The organism is Paraburkholderia sp. IMGN_8, assembly GCF_038050405.1.
Classification (GTDB): domain Bacteria; phylum Pseudomonadota; class Gammaproteobacteria; order Burkholderiales; family Burkholderiaceae; genus Paraburkholderia.
Window position 1 is genome coordinate 4,020,113 of record NZ_CP150901.1, and the last position, 13,207, is coordinate 4,033,319.

The 13,207-nt window shown below is 62.4% G+C and carries 10 protein-coding genes; 4 read left to right on the plus strand and 6 right to left on the minus strand.

The annotated features are described in order from the left end of the window. The first annotated feature begins 2 nt into the window (after positions 1–2). A complete protein-coding gene (locus WN982_RS39145; protein ID WP_341317306.1) occupies positions 3–731 on the plus strand; it encodes a phosphorylase in 729 nt (242 codons plus the stop codon). 148 nt (positions 732–879) lie between these two features. Here WN982_RS39145 and WN982_RS39150 read toward each other — a convergent pair whose 3' ends face one another. Then, a complete protein-coding gene (locus tag WN982_RS39150) occupies positions 880–1,905 on the minus strand; it encodes an MlaA family lipoprotein (RefSeq protein WP_341317307.1) in 1,026 nt (341 codons plus the stop codon). 2 nt (positions 1,906–1,907) lie between these two features. Further along, positions 1,908–4,523: an MMPL family transporter gene (locus tag WN982_RS39155; protein ID WP_341317308.1), complete on the minus strand. Its 2,616-nt coding sequence runs from the start codon at positions 4,521–4,523 to the stop codon at positions 1,908–1,910. Positions 4,524–4,737: 214 nt separating this feature from the next. Here WN982_RS39155 and WN982_RS39160 point away from each other — a divergent pair, with 214 nt between their 5' ends. Both WN982_RS39160 and WN982_RS39165 read left to right on the plus strand, forming a co-directional pair. Continuing rightward, on the plus strand, positions 4,738–5,343 hold the full coding sequence (locus WN982_RS39160; protein WP_341317309.1) for an ABC transporter substrate-binding protein: 606 nt from the start codon (positions 4,738–4,740) through the stop codon (positions 5,341–5,343). A 223-nt stretch (positions 5,344–5,566) separates the two neighbouring features. Then, positions 5,567–6,697 (plus strand): IS481 family transposase, encoded by a 1,131-nt coding sequence (locus WN982_RS39165; RefSeq protein ID WP_341313135.1) that lies wholly within the window; start codon positions 5,567–5,569, stop codon positions 6,695–6,697. Between the two features lie 906 nt (positions 6,698–7,603). Here WN982_RS39165 and hpnH read toward each other — a convergent pair. Together hpnH and ispH are read right to left on the minus strand one after the other, a co-directional pair. After that, a complete protein-coding gene (gene hpnH, locus WN982_RS39170; RefSeq protein WP_341317310.1) occupies positions 7,604–8,755 on the minus strand; it encodes an adenosyl-hopene transferase HpnH in 1,152 nt (383 codons plus the stop codon). Between the two features lie 10 nt (positions 8,756–8,765). Beyond that, positions 8,766–9,710: a 4-hydroxy-3-methylbut-2-enyl diphosphate reductase gene (gene ispH, locus WN982_RS39175; protein ID WP_341317311.1), complete on the minus strand. Its 945-nt coding sequence runs from the start codon at positions 9,708–9,710 to the stop codon at positions 8,766–8,768. A gap of 412 nt (positions 9,711–10,122) precedes the next feature. Between ispH and WN982_RS39180 the strand changes: the two genes are divergently transcribed. Continuing rightward, a complete protein-coding gene (locus WN982_RS39180; RefSeq protein ID WP_341317312.1) occupies positions 10,123–11,295 on the plus strand; it encodes a glycosyltransferase in 1,173 nt (390 codons plus the stop codon). 88 nt (positions 11,296–11,383) lie between these two features. On the opposite strand, the gene WN982_RS39185 is transcribed toward WN982_RS39180, so the two are convergent. Both WN982_RS39185 and hpnA read right to left on the minus strand, forming a co-directional pair. Continuing rightward, positions 11,384–11,935 carry a hypothetical protein gene (locus tag WN982_RS39185; RefSeq protein ID WP_341317313.1) on the minus strand — a complete coding sequence of 184 codons (552 nt, stop codon included), beginning with the start codon at positions 11,933–11,935 and terminating at the stop codon, positions 11,384–11,386. 137 nt (positions 11,936–12,072) lie between these two features. Further along, entirely contained in the window at positions 12,073–13,083 is a 1,011-nt protein-coding gene (hpnA, locus tag WN982_RS39190) for a hopanoid-associated sugar epimerase (protein ID WP_341317314.1), read from the minus strand. Between the last annotated feature and the right edge of the window lie 124 nt (positions 13,084–13,207).

Below are 13,207 nucleotides of genomic sequence, written 5' to 3' on the forward strand. Positions count from 1 at the left end.
GGATGCCTCTTTTGACAACGCCGTTGTCCGACGCCGGCAGCAGTATCTTGCCGGTGATCGCGGTGACGGGCATGGCGTTCGAGGCGCGCATCGCGCGCGGCAAGGGCGTCGAGGTGGTGTACGCCGCGCGTGCCGATTTGCTGGAACGTGCGCTGAGCGCGGCGGTTGCGCGCGGGTGTTCGGGCATCGTCAGTTTTGGCACGGCGGGTGGTTTGGCGCCCGATCTGGAGCCGGGCACGCTGATCGTCGCGGACGCGGTCGAAGGGCCGTTTGGGCGGCTCGAAACCGATCCGCGGTGGGCGGATAGGCTGGCTGCAGCGTTGGCAGTTGGGCCGCTTGTGGCGCGGTTGCGGCGCGGCTCGATGGCTGCCGTTACTGCGCCTTTGGTCAGCGCTGACGATAAGCGCGTGTTGCATCGCTCGACCGGTGCTTTGGCCGTTGATATGGAATCGCATATTGCCGGGGCTGCTGCGGCGGCGCATGGTTTGCCGTTTGCTGTGTGCCGGGCGATTGTCGATCCGGCTTGGCGGACGTTGCCTTCGGCGGCTACGGCTGGCTTGCGGGATGATGGGAGTACTGCGCTTGCGCCAATTCTGCGGGAGTTGCTGCGGCAGCCGTCGCAGATTGGGGCGCTGATTCAGGTTGCGGTCGATGCTCGGGCGGCCCGCATTTCCTTGGTGCAGGCGCGGCATGCGATCGGCGAGGCTGGGGCCTTTCGGATGGGGGCCTGAAGGCGTTTGCCTACGGTGTTGGCCTTTCCTTGATTTGTTAGTGGTCTATTAGCGTCGCCCCTGTGCGGGGCAGGCACTCGCCGCGCTTTACGCGGCGTCCCGTTTTCGGGTGCCCCGCGCGGCGCGCGCAGAGGCAGTGGTTGGATGCTTATTGGACTGCAGGCGCCGCGGCCGGTTGTTTGTTGTCCGTCGGCGCGGTTTGAGGCGCCGCTTTCGGTGCAGTCGTACCCGACGCAGCGGCCGGTGCCGCCGCCGGGGCACCCGGCGTCAAGCCACCCGCGCCGCTCGCGGGCGTGTCGCCCGGGTCGGCGTAGTTCGGTACGCCCGCCGGCGCGCCTGTGGCGCTTCCGGAGGCGGCGTTCGGTGCTTCCGCTGCGTCGCCCGGGTCCGCGTAGTTCGGCAGCCCCGTCGGTGCGCTACCTGCGGCACCCTTTGGGGGCGCCGCAGATGCGCCGGAGTCGTCTTGGTCTTCGTAGTTCGGCGGCGGCGCCGCGCCTTCGCCGGTGGCGCGCAGACGCGCTTTGCGTTGCTGCGTATAGGCGTCGCGAACGAATGAATATTTGTCGAGCGCGGCCTGTTGCAGCAGGTCCGTCGCGCCCAGCAGGTCCGAGCGCACGCTCACGAACTGCAACACGTACAGCGGATTGCGCTCCGCCGGTTCGATGTAGTTCAGCGGGTTGAACTTCACGTCCACCACGAGACCCGCGCTGTCGCGTACCGAGCTCGGACCGAACAGCGGCAAGACGAGGTACGGGCCCGATGGGATGCCCCAGTGACCGAGCGTCAGGCCGAAGTCCTGGTGGTGCTTCGGCAGGCCGGCCGGCGTCGCCCAATCAAGTAAGCCGCCCAGGCCGAAGGTCGAGTTGAACGCGAAGCGAACGATGTCTTCGGTCGCGTCGGTGATCTTCAACTGCAACAGGTTGTTCGCGGCGTTGGTCAGGTCGCCCAGATTCGAGAAGAAGTTGCTCACCGCCGTGCGCAACGGCTGCGGCGTGACCTTTTGATAACCCTTCGCGACCGGGACGGCGACATAGCGGTCGACGCCGTCGTTGAAGTTGAACACGACCCGGTTCACCGGTTCGAACGGGTCGCCAGGCTTGCGGTCGGGACCGGTCGCACAGCCAGAGATCAGACCGGTGGCGACAAGCGCCAGCGCGGTGGTTCGCAGCTTCATGCTTAAATTCCTTTCTTCTTCGCGCGACGTGGCCGCGGTTTGCCCATCAGTACGGGTTGGAACACCACCGCGCCGATCAGCGTGCAAAACAACGAGAGCGCCAGCAGGCGTCCCATGCTGGACGTCCCCGGATGGTGCGACAGCCAGAGGCTGCCGAACGCTGTTGCCGTGGTCGCCGCGCTGAACAACACAGCGTGCGTGAGGCTCGACTGCAAGAGGCCAGTCTGACCGTTGCGCCACGCCATGACAAAGTAAATCTTGAATGCCACGCCGACGCCCAGCATAAGCGGTAACGCGATGATATTCGCGAAGTTCAGTGGCATGCCGAATACCACGCACAGCTCGAGCGTCACCAGCGCCGATACCAGCAGCGGAACCAGCGTGCGCAGCACGTCGCCGATCCGGCGCAGCGCAAGCCACAGCAGAATCGCGATGGTCAGTAGCGCGTAGCCGGCCGCTTGCATAAACGCCTTGATGATGGTGTCGGCCGAATGCAGGATTGAAATCGGACCGCCGATCGCGCCCGGTTCGGCCTTCTTCACCGCGTGCGCGAAGCGGGCTAGCATCGCGTCGTCGTTCGGATCGGCGCCGGGCTTGACCTTCGGCGCGATGTCGACGAGCGCGCGGCCATCCTTGGAAACCCAGCTCCCGGAGATTTCCTTGGGCAGGTTGTCGCGGGTGATTTCGGTCGGTTGCAGCAGATCCGCCAGTTGCTTCAGCGCGATTCGCAGCGGTTCCGACAGCGCGGTTTCGGCGCGGTCGCGCGTAGCGGCGTCCGCGGCGGCCAGCTTTTGCAGCGTCGCCGACAGATGCTTGGCTTCGGCGGCGCCGGGGCCCGGGTGATCGTCGGCGGCGAGTGCGAGCTGGTTCGACGCGCGTTTCAACGCGGCGACGCGCACCGCGTCCGTGGCTTGCGGCGCGGGCTGCTGCGTCAGCGCGGGCAAGAGTTGCTGCGCGGCGCTCGCGACCAGCATCAGCTTTTGCTGCTGCTCAGTCGGAATGAAGGTGTCGAGCGTGGTCACGCGGCCCACTTCCGGCAACGTTTGCAGATGCGCGGCTATGCGGTCCGCGTCCGCCAGCGACGGCGCCAGCGCTTGTACATTGTTGACCGCCGCTTCCGGCGAATCCTTCAGCGACAGCAGCGTCGCCATCGATTCCGTGTGCGGGTCCTTCAGATGCAGCGGGTTGAAGTCGAAGCGCAAACGCGTGAGCAGGGGCGTTGCGCCGATCACGACGATAAGCGTCGCAATCAGCACCGGCTTGCGGTGTTGATCGAGGAAATCGTCGACGGGCGCGAGTCGCGGGAAACCTGGCGACACGGGTTCGCCCGGCGGGTTGAAGACTTTCAGCAGCGCCGGCAGCAGCGTCATGTTGGTGAAGTACGCGACGAACATGCCGACACCGGCGATCTTGCCCAACTCCGACACGCCGCGATAAGCGGTCGGCAGGAACGAGAAGAAGCTTTCCGCGACCGCGACCGCCGCGAGCGTGAGCGGCACGCCGATGGTGTGGGCGGTGTGGACGAGCGCGGCGGAGAGGCGGTCGTCGCGATTGCGTTCCTCGCGGTATTTGACGCCGAACTGCACGCCGAAATCGACCCCGAGCCCGACGAACAGCACCATGAACGCGACCGAAATCATGTTGAGCGCGCCGACCATCATCAAGCCGAGCGCGGCGGTGATCGCGAGGCCGGCGAACAACGTGATGAACACAGCGAGGATCATGCGGCCCGAGCGCAGCGCCAGCCACAAGATCACCAGCACGACGATAAAGGTGCCGATGCCGTTGAGCACCGCACCGTCCTGGACCGAGGCGAATTCCTCGTCGGCGAGCGGCTGTTCGCCGGTCAGACGGACGGTTGCGCCGTAGCGTGTATCGAGGTGCAGCGATGCGGCGGTGTCGCGGATTGCCTTCGACGCGCTTGCGCCCGCTTCGAGCGCGTCGTAGTTCACGACGGGCTGCACGGTAACAAATGCGCGCGCCGGATCGGTGGCGGTGCTCCTGTCGACCAGCGCGCGCCACGAAAACGCCGCCGGCTGCCCAGCCAACACGCGATCGAGCACGGTCGCGCTTTGCGACAGCAGATGGCTCATGTCGGCGAGCTTCACCTGACCGATTTGCAACGGCAACAGCAGGCTCGTCGTGAGCGTGCCGGCGAGGCCGGTCAAGCTCGGATCGTGGGCGAGGGCGTTGACCAGCGGCCGGGACTGGACGAGCTGCGAAGTGGTCGACAGGACTTCATTGGTCGACGGGAACAACAGGCCATTGCGTTCGAAGAACGGGCCGCCGGCCGGTTGCGTGACCGCGACGAACTCCTTCGGGTCGGCTTTCAGCGCGGCGGTGAGCGCATTGGCTGCGGCGTCGGCGAATTCGGGGGCACGGGCTTCGACCACGACCAGTACCGTTTGACCGCGCTGGGGGAAGGCCGCGTCCAGTGCATCGCCGAGCGACGACCATTCCTTGTCGGTTTCGACGAGACGGCTGATATCCGTGTTGATCTTGAAGTGATGGACGACGTAAAAGCTGCTCAGGACCGCGAGCACGAGCGAAAGGACGATGACGCTTATCGGATGGCGCACCGAATAGGCGACGAGACGGACGATAGATGACTTCAGCATGTAGGCGGAGGGGGCCTTCTTATCACGGATGGTGTTTTTGACGAAAGTGCACAAGTATACAGAGCCGGCGCGATCCGGCTCGTATTCGGCAGCGAGTGCGACGCTGGGCTTAAGGGGCCAGGGTGGGAACGCAATCTCGGTATACTGGTCTATCTTGCTTTTGCCGCTGGCTTGTTGGCTTGCCGGGGCTTACTTTTCAGGTGTTGACGAGCGTATGAAACGTTATTTGTCTGCTTTTCTGGCTGCGGCTGTGATGTCCACGGCGGCGTATGCGCAAAGCGCGCCTGATGCCGTGGTGAAAAGTGCTGTTGAAGGCACTGTTGCCGCGATGAAGGCCGATCCGCAGGCGCGCGGCGGCGATATGAACAAGATCACCGAACTGGTGGAAACGCGATTCGTGCCCGCGACGGATTTTCAGCGGACCACGCGGATTGCTGTAGGCAAGGCGTGGACTACTGCCACGCCTGAGCAGCAGAAGCAGTTGTATGAGCAGTTTCAGATCCTGCTCGTGCGGACGTATGCTTCTTCGTTGTCGCAACTGCGGGATCAGGATGTGAAGTTTAAGTTCTTACCGGTTAGTGTGCCTGCCGGCGCTAAGGATGTGGTGGTGCAGTCGCACGTTATTAGTAATGGCGGTGATGATTCCATCGATTATCGGCTTACTAAGGGTGCCTCCGGCTGGAAGGTCTATGACATCAATATGATGGGGGCCTGGTTGATTCAGGTTTATCAAACGCAGTTTGCCGATCAGCTTTCTAAAGGCGGGGTTGATGGGTTGATTAAGTTTTTGACTGCTCATAATGCGCGGAGCGCGGGGTAGGTTTTGCGCGTAGCGCCTGATTGGGTTTTTGCCTGCGCGGCGCTATTTGTTTGTGTGCCTGCGGGGTTGGCCTTTCCTTGATTTGTTAGTGGTCGATTAGCGTCGCCCCTGTGCGGGGCAGGCACTTACTTTCTTTGCCGCCGTGTATAGACCGGGGACATAGCTGACAGGTGTGCGGGGACATGGTTGACACTTCCGGGTATTAAAACGCCCGGTCCCGACCATGCCCTGGAACGCAAGAGACACCATGAGCCTCCGACAGGAATTTGTTCATCTGGCCAGTCAGGACACCCTGACGATCACCGAGTTGTGCCAGCGCTTCAACATCAGCCGGCAGACCGGCTACAAATGGCTTAAGCGTGGCGAGAACGCGCTGTCAGATCAATCACGGCGCCCAGCCACCAGCCCCTTGAAGACTCCCGCTGCCATGGAGCAGGAAGTGGTGCGGCTGCGCCAGGCCCATCCGCGCTGGGGCGGGCGCAAGATCAGTCGGCGCCTGCAGGATCTGGGCTTTGAGGCGGTGCCGCAGCCCAGCACCGTGACCGACATCCTGCACCGGCATAACCTGATCCTGCCGACCGATTCAGCAATGAGCGAACCGTGGAAGCGCTTTGAACACGAGCAGCCCAACGTACTCTGGCAGATGGATTTCAAGGGTCACTTCGATACCCTCCAGAAGCAGCGTTGCAGCCCCCTGACGGTGCTGGACGACCACTCGCGTTTCAGCATCCTGCTGCGTGCCTGCGGGCCGACGGACACCTCGACCGTGCAGGCGGGATTACGTGAGGCGTTTGGGCACTACGGCCTGCCGTTGCGCATCAACACCGATAACGGCTCGCCGTGGGGTTCGCCCAGCAGTCCGGGGCAGCTTACCGAGCTGGCCGTCTGGCTGATCCGGCTGGGTATCCGTATCAGCTACAGCCGGCCGTATCACCCGCAGACCAATGGCAAGGATGAGCGGTTTCACCGTACGTTGAAGGCTGAAGTGCTGAACGGACGAAGCTTCGCTACGCAGGAGCACGTGCAACAGGAACTGGACCGCTGGCGCACCGTGTATAACTGCGAACGTCCGCACGAGGCGATTGGCATGGACACGCCGGTCAGCCGTTACAAGCCCAGCCCCCGGGCGTATCCATCGATCCTGCAGGAGCCTGAATACGGCCCGGACGACGTGGTGCTACGAGTCAGGTCAGATGGCCAGCTACGCTTTAAGGGACGGAAACTTAAGGTCTCGAACGCACTTTATGGACTGCCGGTTGCGGCACGCGCAAAGGTGGGCGAAGACGGCGTATTTGAATTCTGGTTTGCACATCACCGCATCCTCACCCTTGACCTGAGGAGCGAGAATCACTGACCATAAAGTGTCAACGATGTCTCCGCACGTTTGTCAATCATGTCCCCGGTCTATACACCGCCGCAAAGAAAGTAAGCAAAGAAAGCGGCTTCACCCCGCTAATTCTTAAGCGGGTCCCCTGGCTTGGAGGGGGCAGTGGAGCATCTGGAATCAGTGTTCTCGCACATTCCGCGCTGGTGACAAGGCAGTCATTCTTCCGGCGGCGCTGCGCGCGCCGATGCGGTACTTCATCAAACCGCCAGGCCGTTTTGGTCCCGCGCCGGTTTTGGCGCTTGCGCCTACTTTGGCGCCGTGGCCGACCTCGTGTCCCCTATGCCTCGCAGCAGCGCTAGCTTCTTACCCGGAGTGATCGCTCACACTCGCACGCTTGGACGTCTCGCCGAGGCAAAGCCGATGGCATCCACCGAACCCACGGGTTTCCTGGGCGGACCGTGCCGGCGAGCACGTAGTGCGAGGCGGGAAGGATGATGCCGGAAGCGCATACATCCCATCGGTGTTGGGAAGTACCGCCACGGCGCGCGCAGCGCCGCCGGAAGAATGACTGCCTTGTCACCAGCGCGGAATGTGCGAGAACACTGATTCCAGATGCTCCACTACCTCCTCCAAGCCAGGGGACCCCCCTAAGAATTAGCGGTTTGAGCCGCTTTCTTTGCTTACTTTCTTTGCGGCGGCGCCCCGAAGGAAGTCCACTTGGTGGGCAAAGAAAGTAAGTGCCTGCCCCGCACAGGGGCGAAGCTAATAGACCACTAAGAAATCAAGGAAAGGCCAACGCCGCAGGCACACAGATATAAAGCGCCACGCAGGCAAAAAAAGACCAATAAAAAAGCGCGATAGCAACAAAGCCACCGCGCTTTCAAAAAACCTGCAGGGTAAGGGGCATGAAAAACCGCCCCTATAAACCAAATTTTAATGTGCAGAAGCCGTCTGCACCTTCTTACCCTTACCAGCCCGCTGGATTTCATCCAGCTTGATCTCGACATGTCGAGAAAAAACATACTCAGCGGGACGCTGCTTATCCAAAGGAATATCCTTGGTAAAAGCACCCGAAGTCTTAGGCCCCCGAAGGCTAACCTTCAAAGCCTTCAACGGATGCGCAACCGTATCCATCACCGCGGTAGCTTCAAACCCACAGTGCACCATGCAGTCAGCGCACTTCTCATAGTTACCGGTACCGTAGTTATCCCAGTCCGTGGTTTCCATCAGTTCCTTGAAGGTCTTCACATACCCTTCGCCGACCAGATAGCACGGCTTCTGCCAGCCGAACACGGTACGTGCCGGATTACCCCACGGCGTGCACTCGTACGTCTGATTGCCGGCCAGGAAATCCAGGAACATCGCCGACTGGCTGAACGACCAGTTCTTGCCGTTGTTGCCGCGCTTGAAAATCTCGCGGAACAGATGCTTGGTCTTGTCGCGGTTCAGGAAGTGCTGCTGATCCGGCGCGCGCTCATACGCATAACCCGGTGAGACGGTGATGCCGTCCACGCCCATCGGGCCCAGCGTGTCAAAGAACGCTGCAACCCGTTCCGGCACCGCGTCGTTGAACAGCGTGCAGTTGATGTTCACGCGGAAACCACGGCGCTTCGCTTCCTTGATCGCAGCGACAGCCTTGTCGTACACGCCTTCCTGCGACACCGAGTGATCGTGCGCCTGCTGGTCGCCGTCCAGGTGAACCGACCAGACGAAGTACGGATTCGGCTCGTAATCGTCCATCTTCTTTTCCATCAGCAACGCATTCGTGCAGAGATACACGAACTTCTTGCGCGCGATGATGCCCTTCACGATCTGCGGCATTTCCTTGTGCAGCAGCGGTTCGCCGCCTGCAATCGACACCACCGGTGCGCCGCATTCGTCGACCGCGCCAAGGCACTCTTCGAGCGAAAGACGCTGGTTCAGGATGGGATCCGGATAATCGATCTTGCCGCAACCATTGCAGGCAAGATTGCAGCGGAACAGCGGCTCCAGCATCAACGCGAGCGGGTAGCGCTTGTTGCGCGAAAGGTGCTGACGCATGATGTAAGCGCCAACCCGGACTTTCTGTAGCAGCGGAATAGACAAGACGTCCTCCTTAAACTTCGCGTGCAGCGAGTGGTTGCATCAGTTTCGATGGCAACTTGAATTCGACTTTTTCTTCACGGCCCGCCATCGTCGTGACCTCGACGGGCCCCAATGCGCGCAGCGCATCGATTACGTTCGTTACCATTTCTTCCGGCGCCGAAGCACCCGCCGTGATGCCGACGGCTTGTACGTTCGCAAACCACTCCGGCTTCACTTCCGAACCGTCGGCGACGAGATAACTCGCGACGCCGCTTTCGCTGCCGATCTCGCGCAGCCGGTTCGAGTTTGAACTGTTGGTTGCACCCACCACCAGCAGCACATCGACCTGCTTGCTCAGTTCGCGAACCGCCGCCTGACGGTTTTGCGTCGCGTAGCAGATGTCGCGCGTGTCAGGACCGACGATGTCGGTGAAGCGGCGCAACAAGGCATCGATAATGCCGCGAGTGTCGTCGACCGATAGCGTGGTCTGCGTCACGTACGCGAGCGGCGTATCGAGGGGCAGATCCAGGTGCGCAACTTCGGCTTCGCTCTGCACCAGCAGCACCGTGCCGGGAATCTGTCCGATCGTGCCTTCGACTTCCGGGTGCCCGGCGTGGCCGATCAGAATCAGCGTGCGTCCCGCGGCCACATACTGACGGCCCTGCACGTGAACCTTGGTGACCAGCGGGCAGGTCGCGTCGAGCACGTCGAGGCCACGTTGTTCCGCGTCGCGCTCGACTGTTTGCGCAACACCGTGGGCGCTGAAAATCGCCACAGCGCCTTGCGGTACTTCATCGAGCTCTTCGACAAAGCGCGCACCCTTTTGGCGCAGATTGTCGACCACATGGCGGTTGTGGACAATCTCGTGACGCACGTACACGGGTGCGCCGTGTTGCTGTAACGCGCGATCGACAATCTCGATCGCACGAACAACACCCGCACAAAAGCCGCGGGGTTGAGCAAGGATGACTCGCATAAGTTGGCGAACTCCGACTGACGCGGGTTCCGAAGAAGTCGGTAAAAATGACTTTATCGCCGCGACCATCATATTTAGTTGATGTCTTGAGCCCGGCGTAAGCCGGTACAGCAAAACCAAACGCGCATTCTAACGCTATCGCGGCCGCTTTGCTTTGGCGCGCCTGCCCGGGTGTCGGGCAGGCGCCGCAACCGCCGGCTCGCTGTCCGGCGGCGCATCCGCGTCTCGTGCGGCAATGATTGCACACTGCACCGGTTTATCGGAACCCTTAAACTACGGGATCCTGCGGCACACGTTTGCCGCCGCAATACAGAATGAAACCGAGGCTCGCTGGATGGACGTCGATCACTACGAAAATTTTCCGGTCGCGGTGCGTCGGCGCGCAGGCGCGTTCAATCGAGGGTAATGCTTAATGGCGGTGGTTCTGTTTCTTCTTTCGTGTCTGTCGTTGTTGATCTGGTGCGTGTTGCTGTTCGCGCGTGGCGGTTTCTGGCGGGCCCGTCCTGCCCCACCGCTGACGCTCGAGCCGCGCGAAACATGGCCGGCGGTCGCTGCGGTCGTACCGGCGCGCAATGAAGTCGATGTGATCGCCGAGGCCGTGACCACCTTGCTTCAGCAGGACTATCCCGGCGAATTCCACGTGATCGTCGTCGACGACCACAGTACCGACGGCACCGCCGACGCCGCCCGCGCCGCGGCATTGCAACTGCAATGCGCGGACCGTCTGACGGTGCTGAGCGCGAAGCCGCTGCCGCCGGGCTGGTCCGGCAAGGTATGGGCGCAGTCGCAAGGCATCGAGGCGGTGAGCACGCTCGATTTGCCGGCCGATTTCCTGTTATTGACCGACGCCGACATCGGCCATCCCGCCGACGCTGTCTCCCAGCTCGTCGCCCGAGCAGATGCCGAAAAGCGCGACCTCGTCTCGCTGATGGTCCGTCTGCGTTGCGATTCGTTCTGGGAAAAGGCGCTGATTCCGGCCTTCGTGTTCTTCTTCGCCAAGCTGTACCCGTTCGCGTGGGTCAACAACCCGCGCAATCGTACGGCTGCGGCGGCGGGTGGCTGCATGCTGGTCCGGCGCAGCGCGCTCGAAGAAGCGGGCGGCATCGAGTCGATTCGTGCGGAACTGATCGACGATTGCAGCCTCGCCGCGCGTATCAAGCATCGCGGCGCCGGGCGCCATCCGATTCGTCTGGATGTGGCGGCGCGCAGCGTGTCGCTGCGTCCATACGATAGCTGGCGCGAAATCTGGAACATGATCGCGCGCACCGCATTCACGCAACTGCACTACTCGCCGTGGCTGCTGGTGGGCACCCTGGCGGGCATGACGATCATCTATCTGATGCCGCCCGTCGCCGCGCTGCTGCTCGGTCCGGCCGGCTGGCCCGCGTGGCTTGCCTGGGCGGCGATGTGCTGCGCCTATGCGCCGATGCTGCGCTACTACCGCCGCTCGCCGTTGTGGGCGCCGTTCCTGCCGTTGGTCGCGTTGTTCTATGTGGGCGCGACGTTTGCTTCTGCGGTGAGGTACTGGCGCGGCAAGGGCGGGCAATGGAAGGCGCGTGTGCAGGCGCCGGTGCAGGAGCGCTGAAGAGGAGCACTGAAGCGCGCGAACACGCAATGACGCGGATTTGTCGGATGAAAAGAAAAGCGGCGCTCTTGAGCGCCGCTTTTTCATATCACCCCTTGGTGAGCAGCATGTACAGCTGAATCACCATGTCGGGTGAGAAGGTGAACGGCACCCAGCCGTGGCCGGTGTGGCGCATGACCAGCAGACGGTCGCCATTCGACTGTTTCTGCACCGCCATGACCGGGTTCTTCGTCGAGACGAAGCGCCAGCCGGGCGGAATGCCCGGAGGCGGCTCCGGTGTCATCGACGCGCGCGCGTTCGACAATTCCTCGATCAGTTGCCCGATCTGCTCAGCACGCAGTGCGACCGTCTGGCCGCCGATCGTCATCGTGATCTCGTTCTGAGCGGGGCGGTTGATTTCGAGCGTCGGCTGGATTTGCGCAGCCGGCTGTTCGGCTAGCGCCGACGTTTCCGCCGCCTGTGCTTCAGGCATAGCGCCTTCTGCTACGGATTCCGGCGTGGTGAAGTGATCCACCGGCGCTTGCGGCGCGGCAGTTTCTGCGGGTGTCTCGGGGATGTTTTCGGCCTGTGGGGCCACGACAGCCTGGATGAGCTGATCGACGCCCATTTCCAGCGCGCCGAGCTGTTCATGAAGATTCATGCGAGGTTTCTCTGGTAAGACCCGCGATTTTACCTGCTGCGCGTAGGTTTTTACCTTTCGCAAACAAAGTGACGTTGTAACAAAATGCGTGCGGGCCGCGCCGGATTGCACGGCCCGGCCTGATTTTCATGCAAGCGTCAGGGCTTCAGATAGCCCGCTTGCCTGAACCATTCGAGCGCATCGCTCAAGCCTTCGCGATACGGCCGCGCGCGATAGCCGAGCTCGCGCTCCGCCTTCGCCGACGTGAAGTACATCTTGTTCTTCGACATCTTCAAGCCGTCGACGGTGACGAACGGTTCGCGCTTCGTGATCTTCGCGACCGCTTCAGCGCCTACCGCCAACGGATAGAGCGGCCAGCGCGGCAAACTCAGCGTCGGCGGTTTGCGGCCGGTCAGCGCGGCGATATCTGCGAGCATCGCCTGCAGCGGCAGATTTTCGCCGCCGAGAATATAGCGCTCGCCGATCTTGCCGCGTTCGAGCGCGAGAAAATGGCCGGCAGCCACGTCGTCCACGTGCACGAGGTTCAGACCCGTATCGACGAACGCGGGAATCTTGCCGAGCGCCGCTTCGACGATGATGCGTCCGGTCGGCGTCGGCTTGACGTCGCGCGGACCGATCGGCGTGGACGGATTCACGATCACCGCGGGCAGGCCGTCTTCGGCGATCATCCGTTCCACCGCGCGTTCGGCCAGCACCTTGCTGCGCTTGTAGACGCCGATTGCCTGGTCGGCTTTGAGCGGCGAGGTTTCGTCGGCGGACTGGCCGGAACTGGTGACCTTCAGCGTGGCCACGCTGCTCGTGTAGACGATGCGTTCGACGCCTTCCTTCAACGCCGCGCGCATCGTGGCCTCGGTGCCTTCGAGGTTCGAGCGTTCGATTTCGCTCGGGTCCGGCGCCCACAGGCGATAGTCGGCGGCGACGTGCAGCAGATAGCGCACACCGCGCAGCGCGACGCGCATCGACGCTTCGTCGCGCATATCGCCGATGACGATTTCCGCATCCAGCGCCTCGACGTTTTGACGCGGACTGGTGGCGCGCACCAGCACGCGCACCTTGAAACCCTTCTGCTGCGCGATGCGCGCCACCGACGAGCCGACGAAGCCGGATGCGCCGGTCACGAGTACGAGATCGCGATTCTGTTCGGTCATTCTCTTTCCATTCCCAGCGTGACAGTCGACGGATTGTACGTGGCGCGCGCGCCGCGTGTCGCCTCGCGCAGTCAGCGAGCAATCTCGCCGCTACGCGACTAGAATGCCGGCTTGAAAGATTGCG

What these genes read in the sequence shown, in the direction of transcription:
- ispH (WP_341317311.1), bottom strand. Translation starts at nt 9,710, where the DNA reads ATGCGAGTCATCCTTGCTCAACCCCGCGGCTTTTGTGCGGGTGTTGTT.
- hpnA (WP_341317314.1), bottom strand. Translation starts at nt 13,083, where the DNA reads ATGACCGAACAGAATCGCGATCTCGTACTCGTGACCGGCGCATCCGGC.
- WN982_RS39185 (WP_341317313.1), bottom strand. Translation starts at nt 11,935, where the DNA reads ATGAATCTTCATGAACAGCTCGGCGCGCTGGAAATGGGCGTCGATCAG.
- WN982_RS39155 (WP_341317308.1), bottom strand. Translation starts at nt 4,523, where the DNA reads ATGCTGAAGTCATCTATCGTCCGTCTCGTCGCCTATTCGGTGCGCCAT.
- WN982_RS39180 (WP_341317312.1), top strand. Translation starts at nt 10,123, where the DNA reads ATGGCGGTGGTTCTGTTTCTTCTTTCGTGTCTGTCGTTGTTGATCTGG.
- WN982_RS39150 (WP_341317307.1), bottom strand. Translation starts at nt 1,905, where the DNA reads ATGAAGCTGCGAACCACCGCGCTGGCGCTTGTCGCCACCGGTCTGATC.
- WN982_RS39145 (WP_341317306.1), top strand. Translation starts at nt 3, where the DNA reads ATGCCTCTTTTGACAACGCCGTTGTCCGACGCCGGCAGCAGTATCTTG.
- WN982_RS39160 (WP_341317309.1), top strand. Translation starts at nt 4,738, where the DNA reads ATGAAACGTTATTTGTCTGCTTTTCTGGCTGCGGCTGTGATGTCCACG.
- WN982_RS39165 (WP_341313135.1), top strand. Translation starts at nt 5,567, where the DNA reads ATGCCCTGGAACGCAAGAGACACCATGAGCCTCCGACAGGAATTTGTT.